Annotated in this window: 31 protein-coding genes; 18 read left to right on the forward strand and 13 right to left on the reverse strand. The window is 44.4% G+C overall.

Translation table 11 applies throughout. From position 1 onward, the window contains the following. Window positions 1-37: 37 nt before the first annotated feature. Together IPL83_12950 and IPL83_12955 are read left to right on the forward strand one after the other, a co-directional pair. The gene (locus tag IPL83_12950; GenBank protein MBK9040049.1) at window positions 38-139 is read left to right on the forward strand and encodes an ATP-binding protein; all 102 of its coding nucleotides are present in this window, start codon (window positions 38-40) and stop codon (window positions 137-139) included. Further along, window positions 103-480, forward strand: coding sequence for an ATP-binding protein (locus IPL83_12955; protein MBK9040050.1), 378 nt, complete (start codon window positions 103-105; stop codon window positions 478-480). The genes IPL83_12950 and IPL83_12955 overlap by 37 nt, the downstream gene beginning before the upstream one ends. Before the next feature lie 59 nt (window positions 481-539). Here the strand turns inward: IPL83_12955 and IPL83_12960 are convergent, their stop codons facing one another. After that, window positions 540-782 carry a LysR family transcriptional regulator gene (locus IPL83_12960; protein MBK9040051.1) on the reverse strand — a complete coding sequence of 81 codons (243 nt, stop codon included), beginning with the start codon at window positions 780-782 and terminating at the stop codon, window positions 540-542. A gap of 76 nt (window positions 783-858) precedes the next feature. Between IPL83_12960 and IPL83_12965 the strand changes: the two genes are divergently transcribed. The 4 genes from IPL83_12965 to IPL83_12980 all read left to right on the forward strand — a co-directional run bounded on the left by IPL83_12965 (window position 859) and on the right by IPL83_12980 (window position 4,622). Beyond that, window positions 859-1,884, forward strand: a complete 1,026-nt coding sequence (locus tag IPL83_12965; protein MBK9040052.1) for an NADH:flavin oxidoreductase — start codon at window positions 859-861, stop codon at window positions 1,882-1,884. A gap of 41 nt (window positions 1,885-1,925) precedes the next feature. Next, window positions 1,926-2,096, forward strand: a complete 171-nt coding sequence (locus IPL83_12970) for a hypothetical protein (protein ID MBK9040053.1) — start codon at window positions 1,926-1,928, stop codon at window positions 2,094-2,096. A 229-nt stretch (window positions 2,097-2,325) separates the two neighbouring features. Beyond that, entirely contained in the window at window positions 2,326-3,525 is a 1,200-nt protein-coding gene (locus tag IPL83_12975; GenBank protein ID MBK9040054.1) for a hypothetical protein, read from the forward strand. After that, entirely contained in the window at window positions 3,522-4,622 is a 1,101-nt protein-coding gene (locus IPL83_12980; protein ID MBK9040055.1) for a hypothetical protein, read from the forward strand. The genes IPL83_12975 and IPL83_12980 overlap by 4 nt, the downstream gene beginning before the upstream one ends. A 357-nt stretch (window positions 4,623-4,979) precedes the next feature. On the opposite strand, the gene IPL83_12985 is transcribed toward IPL83_12980, so the two are convergent. From IPL83_12985 to arsB, 4 genes are all read right to left on the reverse strand, one after another. Then, window positions 4,980-6,593, reverse strand: coding sequence for a transglycosylase SLT domain-containing protein (locus IPL83_12985; GenBank protein MBK9040056.1), 1,614 nt, complete (start codon window positions 6,591-6,593; stop codon window positions 4,980-4,982). Then, window positions 6,590-6,991 carry a BlaI/MecI/CopY family transcriptional regulator gene (locus IPL83_12990; GenBank protein MBK9040057.1) on the reverse strand — a complete coding sequence of 134 codons (402 nt, stop codon included), beginning with the start codon at window positions 6,989-6,991 and terminating at the stop codon, window positions 6,590-6,592. The genes IPL83_12985 and IPL83_12990 overlap by 4 nt, the downstream gene beginning before the upstream one ends. A gap of 131 nt (window positions 6,992-7,122) precedes the next feature. Beyond that, window positions 7,123-7,548: an arsenate reductase ArsC gene (locus IPL83_12995; GenBank protein ID MBK9040058.1), complete on the reverse strand. Its 426-nt coding sequence runs from the start codon at window positions 7,546-7,548 to the stop codon at window positions 7,123-7,125. Next, window positions 7,541-8,587, reverse strand: coding sequence for an ACR3 family arsenite efflux transporter (gene arsB / locus IPL83_13000; GenBank protein ID MBK9040059.1), 1,047 nt, complete (start codon window positions 8,585-8,587; stop codon window positions 7,541-7,543). The genes IPL83_12995 and arsB overlap by 8 nt, the downstream gene beginning before the upstream one ends. A gap of 73 nt (window positions 8,588-8,660) precedes the next feature. Between arsB and IPL83_13005 the strand changes: the two genes are divergently transcribed. Beyond that, on the forward strand, window positions 8,661-9,008 hold the full coding sequence (locus IPL83_13005; GenBank protein MBK9040060.1) for a helix-turn-helix transcriptional regulator: 348 nt from the start codon (window positions 8,661-8,663) through the stop codon (window positions 9,006-9,008). Between the two features lie 29 nt (window positions 9,009-9,037). Here IPL83_13005 and IPL83_13010 read toward each other — a convergent pair whose 3' ends face one another. Continuing rightward, the gene (locus tag IPL83_13010) at window positions 9,038-9,526 is read right to left on the reverse strand and encodes a glutathione peroxidase (protein ID MBK9040061.1); all 489 of its coding nucleotides are present in this window, start codon (window positions 9,524-9,526) and stop codon (window positions 9,038-9,040) included. A 326-nt stretch (window positions 9,527-9,852) separates the two neighbouring features. Between IPL83_13010 and IPL83_13015 the strand changes: the two genes are divergently transcribed. Beyond that, complete coding sequence (locus IPL83_13015) at window positions 9,853-10,359, forward strand: hypothetical protein (protein ID MBK9040062.1); 507 nt, start codon at window positions 9,853-9,855, stop codon at window positions 10,357-10,359. After that, window positions 10,360-10,527 (forward strand): hypothetical protein, encoded by a 168-nt coding sequence (locus IPL83_13020; GenBank protein ID MBK9040063.1) that lies wholly within the window; start codon window positions 10,360-10,362, stop codon window positions 10,525-10,527. A gap of 88 nt (window positions 10,528-10,615) precedes the next feature. Here IPL83_13020 and IPL83_13025 read toward each other — a convergent pair whose 3' ends face one another. After that, window positions 10,616-11,416 carry a DUF1295 domain-containing protein gene (locus IPL83_13025; protein MBK9040064.1) on the reverse strand — a complete coding sequence of 267 codons (801 nt, stop codon included), beginning with the start codon at window positions 11,414-11,416 and terminating at the stop codon, window positions 10,616-10,618. A 173-nt stretch (window positions 11,417-11,589) separates the two neighbouring features. On the opposite strand from IPL83_13025, the gene IPL83_13030 reads away from it, so the two are divergent. The 3 genes from IPL83_13030 (at window position 11,590) to IPL83_13040 (ending at window position 12,818) form a co-directional block, all read left to right on the forward strand. Beyond that, the gene (locus tag IPL83_13030) at window positions 11,590-11,781 is read left to right on the forward strand and encodes a lipocalin family protein (protein MBK9040065.1); all 192 of its coding nucleotides are present in this window, start codon (window positions 11,590-11,592) and stop codon (window positions 11,779-11,781) included. Window positions 11,782-11,784: 3 nt separating this feature from the next. After that, a complete protein-coding gene (locus IPL83_13035; protein ID MBK9040066.1) occupies window positions 11,785-12,195 on the forward strand; it encodes a DUF2177 family protein in 411 nt (136 codons plus the stop codon). A 68-nt stretch (window positions 12,196-12,263) separates the two neighbouring features. Next, window positions 12,264-12,818: a heme-binding protein gene (locus IPL83_13040; GenBank protein ID MBK9040067.1), complete on the forward strand. Its 555-nt coding sequence runs from the start codon at window positions 12,264-12,266 to the stop codon at window positions 12,816-12,818. Between the two features lie 43 nt (window positions 12,819-12,861). Here IPL83_13040 and IPL83_13045 read toward each other — a convergent pair whose 3' ends face one another. Further along, complete coding sequence (locus IPL83_13045; protein ID MBK9040068.1) at window positions 12,862-14,418, reverse strand: PCRF domain-containing protein; 1,557 nt, start codon at window positions 14,416-14,418, stop codon at window positions 12,862-12,864. Between the two features lie 491 nt (window positions 14,419-14,909). Here IPL83_13045 and IPL83_13050 point away from each other — a divergent pair, with 491 nt between their 5' ends. Beyond that, a complete protein-coding gene (locus IPL83_13050) occupies window positions 14,910-16,010 on the forward strand; it encodes an alkene reductase (protein MBK9040069.1) in 1,101 nt (366 codons plus the stop codon). Between the two features lie 12 nt (window positions 16,011-16,022). Then, window positions 16,023-16,169, forward strand: a complete 147-nt coding sequence (locus tag IPL83_13055) for a hypothetical protein (GenBank protein ID MBK9040070.1) — start codon at window positions 16,023-16,025, stop codon at window positions 16,167-16,169. 17 nt (window positions 16,170-16,186) lie between these two features. Here IPL83_13055 and IPL83_13060 read toward each other — a convergent pair whose 3' ends face one another. From IPL83_13060 to IPL83_13070, 3 genes are read right to left on the reverse strand one after another with little or no spacing between them, the layout of a single operon-like run. After that, window positions 16,187-16,915, reverse strand: a complete 729-nt coding sequence (locus tag IPL83_13060; GenBank protein ID MBK9040071.1) for a hypothetical protein — start codon at window positions 16,913-16,915, stop codon at window positions 16,187-16,189. A gap of 3 nt (window positions 16,916-16,918) precedes the next feature. Beyond that, window positions 16,919-17,386: an NUDIX hydrolase gene (locus tag IPL83_13065; protein ID MBK9040072.1), complete on the reverse strand. Its 468-nt coding sequence runs from the start codon at window positions 17,384-17,386 to the stop codon at window positions 16,919-16,921. Beyond that, window positions 17,383-18,810, reverse strand: coding sequence for a deoxyribodipyrimidine photo-lyase (locus tag IPL83_13070; protein MBK9040073.1), 1,428 nt, complete (start codon window positions 18,808-18,810; stop codon window positions 17,383-17,385). The genes IPL83_13065 and IPL83_13070 overlap by 4 nt, the downstream gene beginning before the upstream one ends. Before the next feature lie 125 nt (window positions 18,811-18,935). On the opposite strand from IPL83_13070, the gene IPL83_13075 reads away from it, so the two are divergent. The 4 genes from IPL83_13075 (at window position 18,936) to IPL83_13090 (ending at window position 23,219) form a co-directional block, all read left to right on the forward strand. Continuing rightward, entirely contained in the window at window positions 18,936-19,895 is a 960-nt protein-coding gene (locus IPL83_13075) for a MerR family transcriptional regulator (protein ID MBK9040074.1), read from the forward strand. A gap of 475 nt (window positions 19,896-20,370) precedes the next feature. Next, window positions 20,371-21,438 carry a hypothetical protein gene (locus IPL83_13080; protein ID MBK9040075.1) on the forward strand — a complete coding sequence of 356 codons (1,068 nt, stop codon included), beginning with the start codon at window positions 20,371-20,373 and terminating at the stop codon, window positions 21,436-21,438. 23 nt (window positions 21,439-21,461) lie between these two features. Further along, window positions 21,462-22,364 (forward strand): zinc ABC transporter substrate-binding protein, encoded by a 903-nt coding sequence (locus IPL83_13085; GenBank protein ID MBK9040076.1) that lies wholly within the window; start codon window positions 21,462-21,464, stop codon window positions 22,362-22,364. A gap of 9 nt (window positions 22,365-22,373) precedes the next feature. After that, window positions 22,374-23,219, forward strand: a complete 846-nt coding sequence (locus IPL83_13090) for a metal ABC transporter permease (protein ID MBK9040077.1) — start codon at window positions 22,374-22,376, stop codon at window positions 23,217-23,219. Between the two features lie 78 nt (window positions 23,220-23,297). Here IPL83_13090 and IPL83_13095 read toward each other — a convergent pair whose 3' ends face one another. Together IPL83_13095 and IPL83_13100 are read right to left on the reverse strand one after the other, a co-directional pair. Then, complete coding sequence (locus IPL83_13095; GenBank protein MBK9040078.1) at window positions 23,298-23,975, reverse strand: hypothetical protein; 678 nt, start codon at window positions 23,973-23,975, stop codon at window positions 23,298-23,300. Between the two features lie 122 nt (window positions 23,976-24,097). Further along, window positions 24,098-24,490, reverse strand: coding sequence for a DUF1304 domain-containing protein (locus tag IPL83_13100; GenBank protein MBK9040079.1), 393 nt, complete (start codon window positions 24,488-24,490; stop codon window positions 24,098-24,100). Window positions 24,491-24,500: the final 10 nt, after the last annotated feature.

Raw genomic sequence — 24,500 nt, forward strand, 5'->3', positions numbered from 1 at the left:
AGCTTTCGGTTCTATCATTTTAAAAAATAAAGAGAACTTGATCATTCTGGGTCGCACTGGCGAAGGCAAGACCCATTTGGCAATCACACTCGGGAGAAAGATTTGCCAAGAAAACTTGTCAGTGTCTTTTTACCCGTAAACCTCATGTTTGAAGAAGTTCTCGCAGCCAGAAGCTCGGGCAAGATGATTGGATTTCTCACCAGACTCAATTCCACACAAGTGCTTATCCTCGATGATTTTGGACTCAGGCAATATTCGCATGAAGAAGCCAATGTACTTGTTGAACTTCTCGAAGCGCGGGCCAGAAAAGGACCTGTCATCGTCACATCCCAGATTGATCCCAAGGGTTGGTTCAAGCTCTTCGAAGACCCAGTCATTGCCGAAGCCATCGTGGATAGAATGATCAACCCCAGCCAGAGAATAAATCTCAAGGGGGGGTCTTACCGCGAAAAACTAAATCAGCTTCCCAGAGGAAAATAACTTGTGGAAATCTGCTAGCTCGTTTATTTAGCAGTTCTGTCGCCGCCGGGTGGGTCAATTCACCGAATCGGGTGGGTCAATAAGTCTGAATCGTGCACCGCCTTCTTCTTGAGCAGCATACCTTCAGGGGTTAAACGAATGCCCCGTCCAGACTTAAAAAAAAGTGGAGTTTGCAACTCCTCTTCCAAACGACTGATCGCCTTACTCAAAGAGCCTGCCGAGACATTGATTTGCTGGGCAGCGCGATTGACGTTTTCAATCTGGGCTACGGCCAAAAAGTACTTTAACTCGAATATTTCCATAATCGAAATATATATTTCACAATCGTTTCTTTTTCAATCTTAAAACCAGGGCTATAAGAATGCAAGGAGGTACATAATGTCTATCAACCGCCATACGCCCTATAGATTTAAGACCGGACAGACGATGAGGAATCGAGTCATAGTACCACCTATGGCTTCGCAGACCGCCGATGAAAGTGGATTTGTTACCGATCGCACCATTGAACACTATAGACGCCTCGGTCGTTCAAATGCTGGCCTGATTTTCGTGGAATACAGTTTTATTCATCAAACAGGAAAGGGTGAAGCATACCAACTTGGGGCTGACTCCGACGCCAACGTCCCGGGGCTCAAAGAAATCGCTTCAGCTCTCCATCAATCATCGGCAATGGCTGGCCTTCAGTTGGTTCACGTTGGCGGGAAGACATCCACGGAATTGACGGGGACGCCACTTATGGGGCCAAGCGCAGTTCCTGTTCCCGTAAAAGGATGGGAGCCAGAAACGCCGATGCCTATGACGGAGGACCATATCCAAAACTGGACAGAGTGGTTCGTGGAAGCTGCGAGACGAGCTGCCGCGGCGGAATTTGATTTTGTTGAGCTGCATGCGGCTCATGGCTATGGTCTCAATCAGTGGCTTTCACCGCTCACGAACAAAAGGAAAGACTCATTCGGTGGAACTATTGAGGGGCGAAGTCGCTTACTGCTGCGAATCGCGGAGAAAATTAAAGATACCTATCCAGATATATTGCTGTCTGTGCGGCTGCCAGCTCAAGACCATCTTGACGGCGGATTAACGGTCGATGAGATGGCCTGGGTCGTTTCACAACTTGAATCCATCGGCGTGGATTTGATTGACGTATCCTCTGGCATTGGGGGCTGGCGAAGGCCCGAAGGAAGATCAGGCCAAGGCTATCTTGTTGCAGATGCTGCTCAGCTAAAAGCGCAAACTGCTGTTCCGGTCATGGGAGTTGGCGGAATTGAGACAGGCGAATTCATTGATGAGATTCTTGATGCCGCACAAGTTGATTTTGCAGCCGTAGGGCGAGCTATTCTTCAAGATCCTGAAAGTTGGAGCAAGAAAAATCTAATCGCGATGCCCTTAGAAATGGCTGCGATATGAACATCGCCAGCAGAATTCGAGCACTCCGCTTGGGACGCCGAATGACAATCAAGGCAATCGCGACACAGACAGGAGTGCCCGCTTCGAGTTATCGAGATTGGGAGTATGGACGCAAGGTCATAATGAATCGACTTCATGTCCGCAATTACTTTTATGAATCTACTTTTCATCGGATCCAGGGCAAGGCTCTTAAATTGACCTTCGCTTTCTGAATAATTCGACAGTCTATCGGATTCGCCGTGTACAATCGAAAATCGAGAACCATAACCGAAAGAATCGCTTCTTACATCAATCGGAAATGACAATTTGCCTACTTATTCTGGCAAGAAATGGCAAAGACATGGGAGCGATAAAAATAATGGGCATAAAAATAAGATATCTACATGGCATGATGATTGCTAGCCTTTCTAGGACCTTATTGAGTTTGCAAGGAGACGGAACATGGTTTCTGGATCGCCAGTCTGGGTTTTTCGGATATTCTTAATTTTTCATCTGGCTATTTCGCTAGAATCGAGAGCCTCTGACAATGCGACCGTCCCCGGGACATCAGGACCGCCGCCTGCAATTTTTTTGGAGATCGCTTCAACATATGAGCGACTCTACAGATCCACAAACTCGGTCGAAGAAAAAATATTCGTGGTTAAACACTATTTGGATGTACTTAATTATTTGGTGGCGTTAGCTCAATCACGCGAGGCCGCTGATCGCTTGCCTCCAAGTTTTCTTCTCATTCCCAACCCCTCGGCATTGCCTGAGCCTCATGGAAACCCTAAATCGGTTCCCTTAAAATTGGAAGACCTGTCTCCCGAGCAAGTCAATCGTCTCAATCAGCTCGTTGAAAGTTTAGTGGCCATCAACAAGAAAGATCAGGCGGATGAATGGTCAGAAATTGTCGATACAGTTGAGCGCGCAGAGAGCGATCCGCAACTGGATCAAATAATCGATGATATGACGAAATACCTTAATGAGCAAATTTCACCTCGCTTACAACAAGATCAGTTGCCCATCGATATTTTGTTGGGTCAGCCAGGCCAGGGCGAATCCTTTGCGTCGCTCATACGTCAGATTTCAGATCAAGAGAGCAAACAGCCCGGCCATTCAGTTGGCAAGATTCGCGCAGGTTTTCTGCGAATATTGAGGTCAAGCGTAGAGACCGCAGCGACAAAGTGGAATCATTTTCGCCGAAGCCGATGGGACAAATCCAGCAAAGAATTTCAGGCGCGACAAGCAATAAAGGAGGAGCGACGTCGCTCGAAGAAGAAGGCGAGAATTCAGGCCGCCTATGACAGACATGTCAAAAGAGTTGGTCGCTTTGATAGAGAAACTTTCGATTCTTTTCGGTGGAAATACGAAAACCCGCAGAGGTCCCTCAAAATGTCAGAAATGGTTGGTATCCATTTGGGTTTGATCTTCTACTACGGTGCAGGTTATGGTCTTGCCATAGGTGGTGGCTGGTTTGCTTTGCAATTGTGGGGACTTGCAATCACAGACTCCTTAAACGTTTCGCACTGGCCAGTGACCCTTCAATATTTGGTCATGGCTGAATGGCTGGGAGGATCGGTTGCAGCTCCCATCGCTGGAGTCGCATACGGGATTAAGAAGGCTCGTGAGACTTGCGAAGCTTATCTGATGGATCGATGATGAAATGCAATCCCCTCCTCTTTTCCCTTGTGTTGATAATTGGGGAGCCTGCCAAGGGCAGTTCTTGGAAGGACTATTGTCGTCAACTCTTGGGCGGATCCCGAAACTCTTCGTCACTTGTTGTTGAGGCCTTGCCACGAATCGAGTCACTTGAATTGCCGCCCAGGCTTCGGAAGGCCGTCCGCCAAATGGGGGCCCCCATGGGTCCGCATCTCAGGGGCCGCCAGTTTTCTTTGACGGGATACTCCCCTACCATGAAACTTCACCCGGCCGCCATGGGAGAGGGATTGCAAGCTCACTTTATTGCCAAATTGATAAGGGCAATAGAACCAAACGTCGAATTCAGGGGATATGACGACATCGACTCCAAAACAGATTTCATCATGATTCACGATCCATGGCAGGGAACTGGAGGCCCCGAGCCTCGAGGCTCAAGTTTTCCTCGGGGGGAATGGGGGGAGCTTGTTGGATATCACTCACTTGCGATGCCTTTGCTTAAGGCTGCTAATGCGTCGTATTCAAATTTGCCCCCAAGAAATGAACTCCGTCGAAGGCTTAAGATCTCCGAAAATCTTAAGATTGTTAGCCTATATGTTTTTCGAATGGACATCAATAGTCCTGGGTTTGCCTCTCTCATTGAGAAATTACATAGAATATATCCGTTTGACATTGCCATTCTAAGTGATGCTCGCGATCAGGAATTTTTAAGCTGCACCGGAAATCTGTTATCAAATTTTAATTGTGCGAGGCTGAGCGAGATTAAGGTTGGTGAGATTTCGACGAAATCAATCATTCTCAATGATACACGTGGTTGGCTTCCACATATCAATCGAATCGCAGACTTGTCGGTTGTTCATGGCCCCATTGATTTTTTGGCCCCATTGCAGGTGGGAACGCCAGTTCTTGTAGTCAATGATGAATTCTCACTGAGGCGTTTTCATCGCCAGGGCTACGAGCGTTTGCGTGAATTGGCGGAACTTACTGGTGCCGCATTATTCGCTCAAGATTTATCCCAGATTGATTCTGATCAATTGAACACAATTTTTGCCCACGAGCACTTTAGGCGTCCTTCGAAATACCTATTTGGCGGGGTATGACTCCTCTTGAAATGGTTATCCGCGCCTTGATGGAACGGGTGAGGGCACACTAAGGAATACAGCATCGACTAAGTATGAGCAGGATTATAATTTGTCTGCGGATTTAATGCCAAATGCGAAGTGAAAATATTGCATCGACATGCAGCTTTTTAGGAAATCACTTTTAGAAACAAGATCCGAAAGCGCAACTGGACCATTGAAGCAAACCTACACTCACAGGAATCTAGTTATCTTCAGGAGCCACCAAAAGAGTTGCTCGCAGAGGGCTTGAAAAATGTCGTACTTGATGGGGAAAGATCGCATTTCAGCGCAGTCAAAAGAAAGGAACTCCACCCATCGCATGAAGTCCCAGAAGCTCTATTGCAATGAGTGCGGATTTTTCATGATCAAGATCGCCGCCATCAATTTTGGCAGGTAATTTTTGTCGCCCTCATAACCGTTCCGAATGAGAGTCCAAGCGTCTCTTGAACCGAGAGCGTTCATCCCTTTCTGAACTGCATTTTCACCCATGTTGTATGCGAGAACTGAAAGATGCCAGTCTTTGAATCGCAGATTATTGGACTGGAGATACCGCATAGCTGCGTCGGTGTTCAACCCGACATCCAGACGCTCGTCTTTTTGACTTTCCACCCTCAAACCGTAATTTATTGCGGTCGATGGAATGAACTGCCAGAGACCGGCGGCCTTCATTGATGTGTTGCTCTGACCCTCAGTCAAATTCTGATACCCAGATTCAATGATTGGTACCGCCATGATCTCGATAGGAATGCCATACTTTTTCAATTGTTCGCCGATTGCCGCTCTGTAATTCTGCATGCGAGACAACGAATCTCTCATGAAATCGCGACCCTCAGGTGTACCGATATAGCGATTCAGTTGTGTGAGCACAAGATCATTGATGACAACGGGGAATCCCGATTCACTCTGAGCTCGAAAGGCCATTGCTTTGGCTTGTGACATGCTCACCCGGCGGTCTTGAACTAGGCCCTTTGATGCAACGGCGGTGGCGCCCATGATCGATGCGAGCAGAAGTCCGACCGAAATGCTGATCGACCGTCCAATTCTGGTTGATGATTTTGATAACATTTTCTCTATCCTCCTTTTGAGTAAGTTGCCTTCAACCAAAAATGTGAGGCCTGTCGCGCAAACAGGCACATACTTCTGATTGATTGCGGTTTGCGCCACCTCGACGAGGCAGCGAGCATAGGCCTGAGATTCGACTTTATTTTGGTCGACCAGCGCCTCATCACAGGCAAATTCTTGAATTTCTGAGATCCAACGATTCCAAAAATGAACTAAGGGGTTGATGATGCAGATCAGTCTCATCCCACACATGACATAAACCCATCGGGTATCACCGTGACGGTGATGCTGAAGTTCATGGGCAATCGCCATTCTGTAATCTTCGCGCCGCTCAACCAGTGACGATGGCACAACAATATTCGCCTGACCCGGCAACCAGTATGAGAACGGAACCTGAATGCCATCATTGATTAAAATACGAACTCGCCCCAGTTTTCTAACTAAAAACGAGTTCCTCTTTGTCTTAAATAAGACTCTGAGATCGCGGCCTATAAAAAGACCTCCCAAAACCAATACCACTGTACCCAAAATAGTCCATGCGATTGCCACCTGATCAGCTTGTAGAATGGATGACCCCATTGGCGTAGGTAAACTCAAGTAGCCTCCCTTATCGGGAGCCGTGTAATCTTGAGAAAAACTTTTGATCGACTGGGCCGACCATACTTTTGCGGCAGGAGAAAAGACTTCGTTCCTCGGGAGTAGCGGATGAATCACAGACAGGATCAAAATGATCGACATCGCAGCATAGTGAAGTCTAAGTTCTGTTCCCGAGCCCATATTTAACTTTGCTCTTCTCAGTGAAAATGAAAATAGACTCAGGCCGACAAACCCAATCACAATCAAAAGATTCATGTTCAGATAAGTAGACAAAATTTGGGCCAAGCTCACTTGCGCCCTCCAGCCTGGTCAATCAAGTGTTTGAGTTCCTTTAAATCATTTTCATCTAATCTGCCCGAATCAAGAAGCTGGCGTACTAAAGCCATTGGTGTTCCATCGAAAACGCGTTCAACAACATGCCTTACCGTCTTGGCTTCGTAATCATTCTTCTTTAGCCGTGGAATATAGATATGACCTCGTCCTTCTTTGCGAGTTTTCAAAATCTCCTTTTGCTCCAAGATTCGCAAGATAGTTGATACCGATGTGTAAGCGAGATCTCTTGCTTTCGGCAATTGCCCAATCACGTCCGCAACAGACCCCTCTCCCAATCTCCAGAGGATGGTCATCAATTCCAATTCGGTTTCGGTCAGCAGCTTGCCATTGGCTTCTTTGGACTTTGCTTTTTTCATGTATCCCCCACAATCAAAAGACTAACTAAGAGCTTAGTAGATAACAACTAAAAACTTAGTTTTCAGGACCTCAAAGGAATTTGCTATGATATTTCAGTCATTTAGGTAAGAGGCTTCCGCGCTCAATTTGACTACTTTGAAATGTCAGACTTAAACGAAAGCAAACGCTCTTTGATTTCATTCTTTGCGCGTCGGAATGCACTTTCCTTTTCTGATTCAGGAGCGGAGGCTGGATCTTGAATCGGCCAATGAAGTCGCTTCGCTCTTGAAGGCAACATAGGACAAACTTCTTCGGCACAAAGTGTGATGACATAATCAAGATTTTCAAGAAATTTCAGTGGAAGCTGCTCTGTCGATTTTGACCAGTTTTTTGAAATATCGATGTCATCTTCCTTGAGAATTTCGATAGCCCAAGGCTGAACCCTTCCCGAGGGCTCCGAACCAGCACTTTCAACTACAGCACTGCTTCCAAAGAGGGATTTTGCTAATCCCTCCGCCAACTGACTTCTCGCCGAATTGGCAACGCAAAGAAAGAGAATATGAACTGACTTAGACATCAATAGGCTCCTTAAAAAATTTTCTTTTGATCCACAATGAAACTGAAACAAGAAGAATTAAAACTGGGACTTCCACTAAAGGCCCAATGACTGCCGCAAATGCGGCACCGTGATGGATGCCAAAGGTGGCAACTGCGACCGCAATTGCTAGTTCAAAATTATTTGAAGCTGCTGTAAATGAAAGCGTCGCCGCCTTCTCATAATCTGCGCCCGCTCTTTTGCTCATGTAAAATGAAACCAGAAACATCAAAACAAAATAAACGAGCAGTGGCATTGCAATTCGAAGAACGTCTAACGGCAACTGAATGATTTGGTCACCTTTAAGCGAAAACATCACGACGATAGTAAAGAGAAGAAACACCAATGTCAGAGGCGAAATTCGAGGAACAAATACCTCCTCAAACCATTTGCGTCCTTTAGATCGAATCAAAATCCTGCGACTAAAGTAGCCAGTGAAAAATGGTATTCCAAGATAGATAAGAACCGCAAGGGCAACATCCTGAATGGTGATCGCAACTTCAACTGAAGTGAGTCCGAGCCACTTTGGCATCGTCGTCAAAAAGAAATACGCCAGGAATGGAAAAGTAAAAATCTGAAATATGGAATTCAGAGCGACAAGCCCAGCACAATATTCTCTACTTCCACCAGCCAAATCATTCCAAACGATCACCATCGCGATACAACGTGCAAGGCCGATCAGAATAAGCCCTGTCATGTATTCGGGATAGTCGCGTAGAAAAATCATCGCGAGACAAAACATTAAGATAGGTCCCACAAGCCAATTCTGCACAAGCGACAGCAGAAGAACTTTGAAGTTGGAAAAAACCTTCGCCATCTCCTCGTATCTGACCTTTGCCAGAGGCGGATACATCATGAGTATCAGCCCGACCGCAATTGGGATTGAAGTAGAGCCTATTGACAATTTCTCCAGAATGAGCGGGATTGCGGGCACAAACCAGCCAAGCAGTACACCAAATGCCATTGCACAGAAGATCCAAAGCGTTAAATAGCGATCGAGAAACGAAAGCCTTCGTAACATTGATATTGATGCATTGCTCTCACCCATTAACTTCTCCGTTGATTATCGTTTGCATACGATATAACTTTGGCCGATGGCGTTGGCAAGAACTGATGGATTTCCAGATAAGGATGTTCAACTTGCTGAGTGGTGCAAAGCGCTAACTCATCCTGCACGTATTATTATTCTTCGCACGCTCGCAAGTCGTGGCGAGTGTATCTGCGGCGAGCTTGTAGTTGATCTTCCCCTATCTCAAGCATCCGTGAGTCAACATCTAAAAGCACTGAAGGAAGTAGGCCTAATTAAAGGCGAGATCGAAGATCCTCACTCAAAATACTGTGTGAACAAGGGGAATTTCGAGAGACTTGTCACAGCGCTAAACAAATTTGCAGCAAATGTCATCGCGGATCTTGACGACGAAGCATGTGTCGTTAAGGAGTGACAACAAATAACTATATCAATTTGTCTTCTTTATTTTGAAAGCGCAGCGTTTATTGCGGCAATCAACTGAACATCATCTGGCTCTGTTTTTGAAGGAAACCTGTTGATTAGCTTTCCAGTCCGATTAACTAGGAATTTTTCAAAATTCCAAGCAATTTCCTTTTCTGCATTTTCAGATTTCGTAAGCCACCTAAAGAGCGGATCTTTCTGAGCTCCACTAACAACCATTTTAGGGGTTAAAGGAAAACTAACCCCATAATTTAGTTTACAAAATTTCTTCACTTCATCATTTCCCTCCGGGGTCTGCGATCCAAAATCATTGCTGGGCACTCCCAAAACCACAAGTCCCTTATCCTTGAACCTCTGATGAAGTTTTTCCAATCCATCAAGCTGTCCTGTATAACCACAGCGCGTAGCAATATTTACGACGAGGACAACTTTACCCTTATATTCACTCAGATCCATGGCGATTCCTTTGTTAGACAAAACTAGAAATATAAATGCAAAAGCTATTCTCATATCTTCCTCACTAGCAAAGATTTAGAAAGAAATCTGGATTTTTCTTCGACCACCGCCAAATCCCTTTGGGCCCCATTTTGCTACCCCAAGAAAATTATGATTTGGTCTCAAAATACAAAACTGCCATGGTAAACCAAAGTCCACAACTACAAAATTTCGAAAATTGACTTGCTCAGCACCACAAAAAGATAGCCAGGAATCTGTCATCCTGTTTTGACTCATGACCGATATGGAATTCATTTCTTTAGCTCCGCTGGAAATTTCATTGACACGCCCAAATCCAAGAAAATAGACTTCGGCATTCGGTGAGGTTTTTTTTGAAATAGTTGCTTGTTCTTACTGTCTTGCTTTCGACCTTTCCAGCATTTAGTTTGGTCACGATTTCAAAGGAATACCTCTTCCCGCCAAACAAATTGGCAACTGTCGAAAGCGAAATTCAAAAAGCCGCCACTCGAGATTCTGAGATGCAAGAGTATCCCGTTTTTATTTCGATTGACCGAGAAAATGGAATTAGCCTGGGGTGTCCACCGCACATGCCAAAGACCGATACAACTGGATGCTCGCTGTATTTCTCTCTCAAATTCGATTCGCTCTCACTGATCATTAAAAAGGGTTTGTCACTTTCTTTTAAGTCTCAGCAGGTTGTTGATCAACTGAAAGCGATTGATCCGGAATCGACGCAAGACCATCAACATTTCGGTTCGCCATTTGAAAAAGCGGATTCCTTTTCCAGTCATTACTATTGTCAAGTAGAAAACCTAGAAAGAGAAAAGGCTTGGCAATGCTATCTTTTTATTACTGAAAGCCTTGGGGGACCTGGTGAATCGAAATGAGTGAACTCTAAACTGAAGTTCAGAGTTCACTCGACATCGACCGCTCAGTCTTTGATGGTTTTGACTGGTTCAGCGACCTGCAATCGTCTTCAAGACATTCAACTCTCCTACCAGCAGGCGGGCGCGACAAGTTTTGGACTAAAAATCCTTGGAAGCTACAATCAATGACGGAATATGCGAAAGTGGAGAAGTCTGTATTTACGCATTTCGAACGACCGGCATCTAAACGCTCTACAAGCACCTCTTCATATTCCCTCTATTTGAACAAACTTGGCGGCAAGGGAATGAAAACAGAAGTCCTTTTTGCGTACTCCGAAAATCCGGGCCGAGATTTCATAAGATGTTCAAGCATAGACACTCCAGAAACTTTTAGAATTAAATAAGTCACTCCGATGGGGGAAATAATCGTCGCCCAACCAAAGGGTAAATCAATAACCATGATCCAAATACCCCACCACTGCAAAACTTCTCCAAAGTAGTTGGGGTGTCGCGACCAGCTCCAAAGCCCCTCGGTCATCAATTTGCCCTTGTTCTCAGATTTGCGCTTGAACCTTCTCAGCTGCTCATCTGCAATCGTCTCAAAAAGAAAACCGGATGCGGCCACAATGAGTCCAAGCCAACTGATCCAGGACAATGTGGTGGAAGCGGCTTCATCTATGGCGAGTAAGACGGGAGTGAGAAACAGATAGAGTATAAAAGGCTGGAGAACAAAAACTTGCAGATAGGACCGCCAAAGCCAATTCTGGCCCCAAGCTTTTCGCCAGTTATTGTAGCGAACATCTTCAGCTCTGTGAGAGAGATTGCGCCATCCCACATGAATAAAGAGTCGAGTTGCCCAAACGGTCAATAGGATGAGAATCGCAATGGCCCTCTGAGAAACAGACGAGAGCCCATGAGGAGCTCCCCATAGCGCAGCCCCCAAGGCGGTGAGTATAAAAGCTGGCCCCCAAAGTACGTCAGCTAAGTCATTTTTCTTTAGCAAAAGAGCTGGAATGGATACGACTTGAAACAAAATAATTGCCACCAAGAATCCAATTGACCAAACATTAACGGTCATTAACCCCCCTCAATCTTGAAGCAATCGAGTTTCCATAGAACAAAATTGACGATTGAGATTGCTTGATATCCACATACAAACTCTAACAGAATCGATCGATTTGTATAGAATTATCTATACATACTAAATTCCTTAATGTAAGATGGTAGATGGAGTCCCAAGGAGGAGCATTATTGGATACTGGCCCTCGGCGAGAAGAATTCCGAAAATCTATATTCGCGGTAGTCGTTGGATCACCAAGGCTTGATTTTGGATGGATTCTCTCCCGGACTCCTGTGTTAACTGAAAGTAGTATTGAAAAAGCTCTGAGTGCCGCAGAGTCTGTGGGATATGATCGCGAATTATTTAAATCTTTTCAAAGGTAACATATGGAAAAGCTAAAACAGTTTTTTGTAGCTTTGGTTCTATTTGCGGTGTTTGATTTTATATGGCTTGGCTTTGTCATGAAAGATTTCAATATGCGCCAATTGGCCGAGATCGGGAGATTTGAAAACGGTATTTTTCAGATGTACTATCCAGCAGCTTTATCCACGTACTTTTTGATGGCACTGGCTGTGCCTCTTTATGTTTTGCCAAAATTGACGAGGCAGGATTCTCTGTTAAAAGTATTTTCTTCTGGCGCAATCTTGGGAATGATAATTTATGGCGTGTTTGACATGACAAATTTGGCGATCCTAAAAAACTACCCTGTGGCCTTTATTGCCCCCGATATCGCATGGGGAACATTTGTTTTCGGCCTGGTGTCGGTATTTACCTTAAAACTGGACAGGCAAAGATGAATACTTCTTCAATAGCCTCAATCTGTAAAATAGTTTTTTTAGTCATGCCAATGTACTCGGGAGTAACTATGGCCACCGAAGAACCAAAATATAAAATAGAATCCAAAGGTGATCTTTACGAAGTTCGGAATTATGACTCTACCTTGGTTGCGGAAACAACGATTGATGCCAACTTTGAAGATGCGGGCAATCGAGCCTTCAGAATATTGGCAGACTATATTTTTGGCAACAATGCGATTGAGACCAAAATCGAAATGACCGCGCCTGTTTCCCAAGTAAAATCAAAAAAAATAGAAATGACTGCACCCGTAAATTTAAGCAAGAATGATATGGGCTTTGTGGTCCAATTCACCATGCCAGCCACATTTACCTTGGAGAATATCCCTAAGCCCAATGACGAGAGAGTTCTCATTCGCGAAATTCCAAAGCGAAAGGTGGCAGTGTTTAGCTATTCGGGCTCGTGGTCTGAGGATCGCTACAAACGAAAACTTGCGGAGTTTCGGTCAGCCCTAGAAAAGGATCAAATTAAAACCTTAGGCGAACCGGTTTTTGCGAGGTATAATTCTCCATTTCAACTTTGGTTTTTAAGACGCAATGAAATTTGGCTCGAGGTTGCTCATTGAATGAGTCACGAAAATTTCTTTCTCAGCAGGATTTCCTCGAAACTCATCCACAACCATCGACTCCAAAGCTCCGACATCTCTTCTCTGCATTCTCAACTTGGTTAGAGATTCTATCCAGAAGCTGCTTCAAAATTCGCTCAATGGACAAAAACCGTCCTCCTGCAACAAACGGATCTAAGTTACCATCCAGAACATCGTCGATTGACTGAGATTCTACAATGCTTGCCATTCGCGTATCAACCACGACACCTAATTTCCTTTTATAGGATCTAACAAAAGGAACGGCGGACCCAGTATTTTCCATTTTGGCCACATCACTTCTTCTCTGTTGGCGAGCCCGCTCCTTTTGCTCCTCCTGCTTTTGCTTAACTTTCGCCCTCACAATCTCCAGCGCTACCTCTCTGTTTTGATGTTGCGAACGATAGGTTGACATCACAACTTGAATGCCAGTGTGAATATGGATCACTCGGACCGCAGATTCTGTCTTATTGACATGCTGCCCGCCAGGCCCACGTGATTTCTTGATGGGTTCAATCAAAAATTCTTCATCGGTGAACCTAGTTTTATCGTCTACAGAGACTGTCGGGTCGGAAGGTCCAGGCAATACAGTAACCAAAACATTTACGGTGGTGATTTTTTCCTCGTTGCCCTTCTTTACGGTTGCTCCGCGCAATTCGCCCATCGCGGCCATAAGTCTATGAATCCCAGATTCCCATTCCAGAGCCCGAAAAACCCCTGGACCCTCAATTTTTATTACAATACTACTAATACCCTGACTCGATCTACTAGACGCGCTATTGTGAATGACCTCAGATGTAGAAATAATTTCAGTCTTCCACTTTCTCTTCTCCGCATAACTAAGATACATTTCTTTCAACAGGTAAACAAAAAGATCGGAATTTGCGTCTTTCATACTGATTTCAATATAGGCCGAATCACGATTTATCTCTGGTTGCCAAGTATTTTCAAGCTGGATAAGGCGATCCAAAATACTATCCCAATATCTTCTCACAGAATCAATCCAAGCCTTGGCTTCTTCACGAAACATAGAAATCAACTGCAGCGTGTTCGCTTTGTCATTCGATACCTGCGCCTCAGTCATTGCCAATATGGCCGCTTCCATACTGCGTACTTCAACCTCATTTTTTTCGATGTCATCAACTTCCTTTTTAATTTTCCCGAAAGCTTCCAATAGAGCCAACTCGAAGAAGACTTCTGGATCTCGCGATTTCAACTGATTGAGTTGCACCCTGTAGTCGATACCCAGATCATTGATCGCTTTCCATTTTTCATTGAGAGCCACTAGGACTTGCACAAGCAGTTTCTGAGTGGATTCGGGCAACTGAGCTTCGCCAGTAATTGGCTTGTGACCAGTGAGGAAAAATCGGCAGGAGACGCTCTCGTGACCTGATTTTATATTTTGCGACTGTGCGAGGCCAATGTGCAAAAAAAAGACGATCCAAAGTCCCACCAATATCATTGGAATTCTGATCACATTTCCGAAGCCGCTTGTGCACGCTGTCTTTTTTAATGGCCGAAAGGATTGTTTTGGGGACTTGGTTCCGGGTAGCTTTGCCAGAGGAGCTAAAAATGTTTTCATAATGAGACGAGCTTGCAAACTCAGTTCCACATGACAAAGAATCTTCGATCAGACAGGGGCCGAGTGCCAAGATTTTTTAGTCCAAGTCCCGTTCTTTCCTCAATATATTGAGATCACAAGATTTTTTTATTTTTATTTAAAATTACGGATAGACCTTTAGCGATAGTCCACCAGCTGCATCTAAAATAAGATGCGTTGAAAACAAGGGCACTAAGATCAGAGATGAAATAATTTTCCTTCTGAATTGATAATAACATGAATATTTTACGCAACAAAACTCAAACTAGTTAGCTATAGCTGTTAGGTTGGTTTCAGAATACTGCGCTTGCGTCATTTAAGTAGCCACAAGTTTGCAGTGCTGAGATATTGCGATCCGTGCAGAGCTCTCCTTTCGTACACACAAACAAGACTTGACATCTGTTCTACTGGATTCAAGATGATCACACCGGGGCGTACCTATCGGAATATACTTTAGAAATGAGAGACTTCTTATGAGCCAAAATCTTGTTCTTTCTCCAATTAAACTGGGATCTTTGTCGCTGCCCAATCGAGTGATAATGGCGCCACTGACTCGATGTCGAGCAAGTCAGAGCCATATTCCAAACGAAATGATGGCTGAGTACTATTCGCAACGAACGAGTGCAGGATTGATCATTGCAGAGGCCACGATGGTAATGAAAGGCAACTCCTCTTTTATTGCAGAGCCAGGAATTTATTCTCAAGATCAAGTTGCAGGATGGAAAAAAGTAACAAAGGCAGTTCATCAAAATGGCGGAAGGATTTTTTTGCAGCTTTGGCATGGAGGGCGCGCCTGTCATCCTACTTTGAATGAGGGCCAGGAATCCGTAGCCCCCTCTGCGATCGCTATTGAGAGCGAGATTCAGACACTCCAAGGCAAAGTACCACACGTTGTTCCTCGTGCACTCCGCGATGATGAAATTCCTGGCATTGTAGCCGGTTTTTCTGTCGCTGCACAAAACGCCAAGGATGCAGGGTTCGACGGAGTTGAAGTGCATGGCGCCAACGGATATCTTCTAGATGAGTTTTTGCGAGATTCCTCTAACAAAAGATCGGGTCCCTATGGTGGTTCACTGCAAAACCGTGCTAAGCTTTTGCTTGAAGTCACCGATGCAGTGATTGGCATCTGGGATGCGGGCCACGTGGGTGTCCGAATATCTCCTCTGAACAGTTATAACAGCATGAAGGATTCAGACCCTCTGGGCCTAACTCTTTATGTCGCTCAGCAACTCAACCAGAGAAGAATTGCTTATCTTCATCTCATGCGAGCAGACTTTTTTGGCAAGCAAAGTGGTGATGTGGTGACTTCCGCTCGCAAGGGGTTCTCTGGTGTATTGATCGGAAATATGGGTTACACACCTGCGGAGGCCAATGAAGCTATTAAAGCAAATCTTATTGATGCGGTCTCATTTGGACATCATTATGTGAGCAATCCCGATCTCGTTGGCTGTATCGAAAAGAATATTCCATTTGTAGAACCCGATGCTTCAACTTTTTATACGCCAGGCCCCAAAGGATATACAGACTACCCGAGAAGGGTGCCAATCGCCGATTCTAATCAGGCACACATTTAAGGGAATGGACCTGTGAATATCGCTCTTATTCTTGGTGGACTTTTTTTCGCTTTGATTATTGCATTTGTTGCGGGAATGGTATTTCTTCCTGAACTCTTTGGAATTTCAAAGAAAACAAAACCAGAAGAAGAGGAGAGCCAAGACGAATTCAAATTGTGAGTTCCATTTCCCTCAAATCAGATATCACCTCTCAAACCAATAGTGAGAGAATGAATCCAAGCGAAATTGTAAACCTTGTCATTGTCAGCGCCACCTTCGACTGTGCGATAACCTCCAAATAAAACAAACTGAGAATTCGTAATAGGCCGTTCAATAAAGAGAGCGAGATCAATCGCCCTTCCCTGTGGGGCCGCAAGAGCATCCACATCAAATCGAAATAGAAAATTGTCAGACAAACCTCTCGATGCTTGAAAATTCACCAAAGGAACAAAACCTAGATTCCTTTTGCGCGCCATCAAGCTCCCTTGCGAAAGAGCCACCTCAGCATCGCGGACTTTTGCTGTAAATCCCCACCGAATATCCCAATCGCCTCTTTTTTCAAGAGCATAGGAATACGTCAAGCGATAGGAGTTAAATTTATAATAGCCCTCAGTTTCAACACCTGCCTGAAAGATGGAATCATCAAAAACCGTAGTTTCCTTAAGTCGCGCGCTCTTGCGTATTGAAAAGGGGGCATACAGAGCACGCAACTCGTGTCGCTCCCAGCGATGCCCAAGATATATCCGATAACTCGGAAACGGACCTTTGCCAAATTCAGTAAAAGAAAAATCAGTTCCCCCTTTTCCTGGAATTCTTTGGTCATTCCGTGTTTGACCTGTCGATGCCAGCTCAAGGGCGTAAAAATATTTGGCCGCTGCGTAATCAGTAAGAAGCATACTCGCCATTAAAAATGCAATTCTCTTCATATCTCAATTTCCTCCGGTGAAAAAATAGACGAAATTATTATCTTGGTACTCTGTTGGCAAATTGTTCAATCTCGGATTTGCTAATAGTGAGGACTTAATAAAGTATTGGGTCATGGGTCGAACTTCCTCAGAATTAATTGAAAATTCGATCGATAGAAATTGCACGTCCAACAACTCTTCAGATTGAACAACAATCGGCGAGTCATCTACCCGTTGCACCCGAAATACCCAGTAGACATCGGACGGATCGCGACGATAACGGACACAGAAAGGAGTCACAAGCTCACCCAGTTGATTTGTTTCCTCCCTAAGTTCACGCAAGGCTGCAACAGAAAGTGATTCTCCGTTTTCTACAAAACCGCCGGGCAAAATCCAGTGGTTCTTGGCCTTCCCATAGTTCGGTTTGACCAATAGGACCCGTCCGCTCTCGATAAGCAAACATCCTACACCTATTGTTGAAGTGGGATTCATATTAAACCCCGATTGTACATACGAAGAAAATGCATCTTTTGCTGCGAGTGAAATACAATCGGCTCAGGATAGTCTCTCCCAATTTTTATGGATTTGATTGCCTTTTGTGGCGCCTCTAAAGACAACAAATGAATTTCTGAAGAAGAAAGGGATTTGAGCTCTGGCACCCATCTTTTTATATACTTACATTCAGGATCAATTTTTTTCGATTGGAGAACTGGATTGAATATCCGAAAGTAAGGTTGGGCATCACAGCCTGTCGAAGCACACCACTGCCAGCCACCGTTATTTGCAGCTAAATCAAAATCCAAAAGTTTTTCGGCAAAATAAGCTTCACCCTTCCTCCAGTCCACGAGTAAGTCCTTAACTAAAAATGAGGCGGCAATCATTCTCAATCGATTGTGCATCCATCCCGTCTGATTCAACTGCCTCATCCCCGCATCGACAATCGGAAAGCCCGTTCGGCCTTGACACCAAGCTTCAAAATTGGCCTGACTTCCCTCCCAAGCGATTCCGTCACAATCCTTCTTGAATGAGCCCTGAACAACATACGGATAGCGATCAAGAATCATTTGATAGAAATCGCGCCATATTAACTCCGACAACCAAATCGACGTCCCCCGATTGGGGCTTTTAAAACATAGGCGGACACATTCTCGAATTGAAATGGTCCCAAACCTAAGGTGCATAGACAATCCTGATGTACCTCGACTCAATCCCGGAAAGTCGCGGGTTTTGTGATACTCAGGCAAGCCAGCGGCCCACTTTTTTAAACACCCAAGCCCATTTCTTCTGCCTGCTCTCTGGGAACGAACTAAAATCGATGAATTCTCAAATCCGAGATCCTCGAGGCTTGGAAAATCTAGAACAGATGAAATACTTCCGGAGGCTAGATATGCCCCTTTATCCCTCTTTTTTGGAAGATAATCTTTTGAAGTTAACTTCTTGAGCCAGGCGTTCTTATAGGGAGTGTACATCTTGTAAGGGCTGCCATCCGATTTATTCAGTTCAGGTCCAGAAAATATAACATGGTCTTTAAAAGACAAGCCCTTGATATTCTCCCTTTTCAATGATCTAAGAACTGCATTGTCACGTCGTTTTGCGTACGGCTCATAGTCTTCATTAAAAAACACAGCATTGGCTTTCATTTTTTTTGCTATTTTAGGGATCTCAATCACTGGGTCTCCAGTTCGAACAATTAAGCGAGATCCCAATTTCTTTAGTTGATTGTCAATTTCTCGGATTGATTCGTAAATGAAAGAAACCCTTGGATCTGATTTTGATTTTAACTTGCCCAAAATATGGGTATCAAAAACAAAAACCACGACAATTCGATTGGATTCAGAACAAGCCCTGGTCAACGCCTCATGATCCTCTAATCGAAGATCACGTCTGAGCCAAACAATACTCAAATCATGGTTCATCTTTTTCCTTTTGACTAAAAAAGCAGACGATTCCCAACTCACATCTTTCCGTCGAGGCTATCTCAACTCCCTCCTATTGTATAGATTATTCTATACAATAGGAGGGAATATGCTAGAATGAATTGATGAGAAATACTGGGGAAACATATAAAATACGACAAGTCATTGATCTAACCGGAGTGAGTGAGTTTTTACTGCGCGCCTGGGAGGATCGCTACGCGGCCATTAAACCGGCACGATCTAAAACAGGACGTCGCCTCTATAGTCAAAATGATGTTCTAAAAGTACGGGCTCTGTTCTCGCTGACCCAGATGGGACATCGAGTGGGAGACATCGCTCAATTGGGCTTGAATGAACTCAATCAGATGCTTAATCAAGACCTTGGGAATGGAAATCTTGAGAATCCAAATCTGAGCCCTTTCGTAAAAGAAATAATGACACAGGCCAAGCAATTTGCCTGGCAAGATGTACGCAAGCTCATTTTGGGGAATCATAAAATGTGGACACAGCAAAAGGGAAAGACTAGATCCCTGAATTGGATTCACAGCTTGATTGTACCTCTTCTCTCTGAGATAGGCCGACAGACTGATGCCGGTCACCTCTCTATTGCCGAAGAGCATATTTTGTCTGCTATCATCAAAGAAAGCTTGAGCTTTCAATTTGATAAAAGACCGCCAAATAAGAAAAGACCGCGCATCGTTTTCGCCACTCCTGAGGGAGATTATCATGACATGGGAATTGCAATTGGGGCTTACGTCGCAAATAGCCTGGGTGCTAACACTCTTTTTCTTGGGGCACACATGCCAAAAACTGAGCTCGCAGCGGTCTGTGTTCGATATAAGACCACTCATTTGGTTCTCAGTTCCACTTCCGACAAAATAGATGGGGCAAAGGATCAGTATCTCAAATACTTAAATTTTTTAGATCGCAATTTGAATACTAAAATTTCGATTTGGCTAGCCGGAAGAAATTCTCAGAAATATGAACCTTCATTAAAACGACCGTTTCGGATCATTGAGTCTTTCGAAGTATTCGAAACAGAAGTTAGAAAAGCGGTTCGTCTGTCGGAGACTCTCAGGCAGTAGGGCAAACCTGCAAGTCTCATGAATCAGGGTTAAGGTTAAGCATTAGAATCAAGAATCAATCTAGCTTATCAAAACCAATTGCATTTTATTTCTACGCCAGCTATAAAAGAGGCGTGAGAATAAAATTGTTTTTTTTCATTGCTGCTCGCTTCTGTTTTCACTCAATTTCTATTTTATCCCACTTACACGTTCAACCTGACGTCAAACATACGCTTGAAAGCGAATGTCTGCTTTGTACGGTCATTCATACTTCTTCAAGCGCAGATACTCCAAAATTTGATTCGATTCAAAGTAACACCATTAAACACTTAGCAAAAATCAAATATGACTCCTCTCTCTTCCTTGAATTTGAGAATGAAAATGAATTCGCTCGTGGACCACCTCCTTCAGGCATTTCCCATCTCTCACTGAATTAAAGACATGCCAATTTCAAATTGAATTTGAATATTTGATCGCTATCGATCGGAGGTACTCTATGAGACAACTCATTTCACTTGTTATTTTACTTTCCTGCTCATTCAGTCATGCCCAAGGCAGATCGAATCCTGATATCAGCGTTAATTTTCTTGGACTCTATTTAAATGGAAATGGGGTCTCAAGTGACCCACAGGAGCCAGCACACAAAGGCTTTTCTCTGCAAGAGGCTGAACTTCAATTCATGTCTGACGTAGATTCATATTTGCGGGCCAGCGCCCTCTTTTCTGTGGGTAAAGAGGCCGGCGGCGAATATGCTATCGATCCAGAGGAGATCTTTCTTGAGACAATATCGCTTCCAAAAATCAGCTTACGTGCCGGTAAATTTAAGATGGCGTTTGGCAAACACAACCAACTTCACACGCATGCTTTCCCCTTTATTGATGCTCCCCTGATTCTCCAGAGATTGGTTGGTGAGGAAGGACTCAATGAAAGTGGAATCTCAGCTGCTCTGCTCCTACCTGCTTCTTGGTATTCTGAACTGACGCTCCAGGCTTTTAGTCTGACAAATGAAGAGCTCTATGGCAGCACAGATTCAAACCACACAGGCGGACTCGTTCGCTTCAAAAATTTGTGGGATTTGACGGACGATCTCACACTGGAATTTGGCGTTTCAAGCACGCAGGGCAGAAATGAACTCAATGAAATTGCTGAGGTGACTGGTACAGACCTCACCCTTAAGTGGCGTCCAGCCAAAGGGGGCAAATACAACGCCTTTATTTGGTCCACAGAATATTTGGATAGTCGTCGACCTGGCCGATTGCTCGATCCAGCCGATTCTAGCTCCCCATCTATTGCTGCTCTCGCCGGATATGCGACTTGGGTCCAATACCAATTTACTCAGCGCTGGTGGGCTCAAGCGCGCTATGAGGTCCTGGGTACAACCCACTCCGAAGGCATACCTAAACAAAATAAACAGAGCTTTTTGGTTGGTTTCTTCCCCACTGAATTCTCCGGGTTCCGCCTTCAATATGATCACCTCGAGTCATCTGGAAACGATAGACATGAGGACACCATTGGATTGCAGTACAACGTCACCATTGGCGCTCACCCTGCTCATTCCTACTAATCATTCTTAAGAAGGAGATGCCAGTGAAACAGATCTTTTTGGTTATTGTTCTTTTATTTTTTTCTGCCCCTTTGGCTTTTGCAAAATTGAATGTGGTCACAACCATCACTGACTTACGAGCGGTCGCTGAAGAAGTTGGCGGAGAACATATTTTTGTTGAAAGTATCGCAAAGGGCACTCAAGATCCCCACTTTATCGAAGCAAAGCCTTCCTTTATGATTAAAGTGAGCCGGGCAGATCTCTTGGTTTCTGTGGGGCTCGATTTGGAAGTGGGCTGGCTGCCCAGTCTCATGCAAGGGGCACGAAATCCAAAAATAGCGAAGGGTCAAAAGGGATTCCTTGAGGTCGGTTCACTCGTTCAACCGATCGAAGTCACCACTGGTAAAATCTCACGCGCTGCGGGTGACGTCCACCCACTGGGCAATCCACATGTCACTCTCGACCCACAGAGGCTTGGAGATATTGCAGTTATTATTTCCGAAAGACTTGGTGAACTCGATCCCGGGAACGCTGCTCAATATCAAAAAAACGCAAAGTCCTTGAAATCGCGTTTAATAAAGAAAACGGTAGACTGGCAGGCTCGAATCGAGAGGTCTGGAATTAAAAAAATTGTGTCGTATCACAAAACCTTATCCTATTTCTTTGATCGATTTCAAATCTCGAACGAAGCAATACTTGAACCTAAACCAGGCCTTCCACCCACCTCTGGTCACATTCTGAATGTGATAGATCTGATGAAAAACAAGAAAATATCACTTATCTTGGTCGAAAACTATTTTGACCCTACCGTAACTAACAAGATTGTGAATGAACTTCCAAGTGTCAGAACAGAAACTGTGGCCGTTGCCGTCGATGGATCACCTCAAGTGAAAACGATTGATGATCTGTTTGAGAAATTAGTTGCGTCCATCGAGGGAAAAAATTAGGGGGTTCTGATGCAGCACGATTGGATCCAAGTATTTCACTTTTTAGCGGCACCATTTGCCATGTGTCTCATTCTTGCTGGGATTCATTGCTACCTAGGCCTTCACGTTTTAGCTAGAGGTGTTATATTTGTTGATTTAAGTTTAGCGCAGGTCGCTGCCTTTGGCGCAACTCTAGCTATTTATTTTGGATTCGAGCATCACTCGCCTGCTACCTACCTGACTTCTCTCGGCTGCACGTTTTGTGCAGCCGCATTGTTTGCAATGGCTCGAAAACATGAAAAGCTTTTCTCGCAAGAAGCCATCATTGGGATCGTGTATGCCCTGGCTTCTGCTGCGGTCGTTCTTGTCGTCGACAAAATTGCACATGGTGCTGAACACATCAAAGATCTCCTGGTCGGGCAAGTTCTTTGGGTAACCTGGACAGATGTGCTTAAGACGGGACTCATCTATCTGGGCGTTTCGATGGTTCACTATATTTTTCGTCACCAACTTTTGGCAGCTTCGTTTCATGGTTCCACCAATAATTCAGGTTTTTGGGATTTCTTGTTTTATGCCCTTTTTGGTGTCGTTATCACTTCTTCCGTAAGCGTGGCCGGCGTGCTACAGGTCTTTGCTTATCTGATTGTTCCATCTGTCGTCGGAACTCTTTTCTTCAAAACCATACGTGCACGACTTCTATTTGGGTGGACCCTGGGATTTGCCCTGAGCTTTTCATGCCTGTGGCTCAGTTACATCTGGGATCTACCTGCCGGCGCGTTTATTGTTGTCTGTTTTTCGTCATTGCCCATTCTGTTGCTTATGGGCAAAGTCATGCATCGCTTGAAGGCCTCGGTTCAGGAACAGCCATCCGTGTAGGAGCGGTCAAGAGATGAATGCAAGGATAACAAACAAAAAGATAGAAATTCACTGAAAAAGGCCTTTAGAAATTATCTTTTATTTGCTGCTGGCTGCAATACCATCAAACATCAGGCCTACAGTAAAATAGGACCCAGATAGATCTATTGCGTTAAGACTGTTAATTGTTCCAGTACTCTTAAAGCCCTTTACCTCATTGGATTCAACTCCACCTTCCACAACAAGATAGAATTTCTTGTAACCAATCGCCACTGATCCTCCATAGCTGGAGTAGGAACTTGCAAACCAAGCATTGGTATCCTTTCGAGTCAACTCTCCGTCTTGCGTGGCAGTCTTCATCTTATAACTTGTGTTGGTCCCGCCGAATCCAGCAAAAGCATCTATCCGAACGATGTCCGTTTTAAAAAATGGAACTCGCACCACGGCCAAAGCTGAATCCTGATCAATCTGAGACTCAAACTCAGTGGACGAAACAGAGACCAGCTCATCTCTCGAAATGTTGCGTTTTGTATAACGGAGCCCCACATCGACATACTTTAGAACGGGGTACAAAATCTCGGCGCCGAACTGTGGCATTGAATCCACTTCCTTTAATCCTTGAGCATTTAACTCCGCGTTGACGTTTACTGGATCGACCACAGTCGATCCAATAAATACTCGTCCTTGAACTGGGACGTTGTTAGCCAAAGCTACATGTGCCGCTGAGATGATCGTCAAAATACAAATCAGGAGAGAAATATAATGATAACGCCACATTTTCACAGACTCCTTCAACAAGATATGTTTGTTGGCACTTCTAAACTTTAGGAATATATGAGATTTCGCGCAAGTCCAGAGCACAGCAGGTCTAGCCACAAATTTGAACCTTCCGGCCTCGACTATTTAATAATGTGAAAGGAGAGAAAGAAAAATCCAAGTAAGGGAGGTATCGCCTGCAGCAATGCAGCCATACGCAACCGGGGGACAGAAAACCAAAGCACACATCCAGAAACTACCATGGATACACCACAAAAACTCGTTAAAACACCTGCAAGCATGATTTGCTTTTGCATAACAAAATAGAGTCCCAATAGTGTACCCACACTGAGATACAAATTATAAAAACCCTGATTAAAGGCCCAAATTTTCTGAATTTGATGGTCGGCTTCAGAAATACCCAATTTTTTATGGAATCCATCACGCTGAAAGAGGATTGCCTCGAAGAAAAAGAAACCAATATGAATGAGGGCCGCGATACCAAAAAGAAAAAAACTGATCCATTCCACTTTCATAGAATCAACC

This window comes from Bdellovibrionales bacterium (genome assembly GCA_016716765.1).
GTDB lineage: Bacteria > Bdellovibrionota > Bdellovibrionia > Bdellovibrionales > UBA1609 > JADJVA01.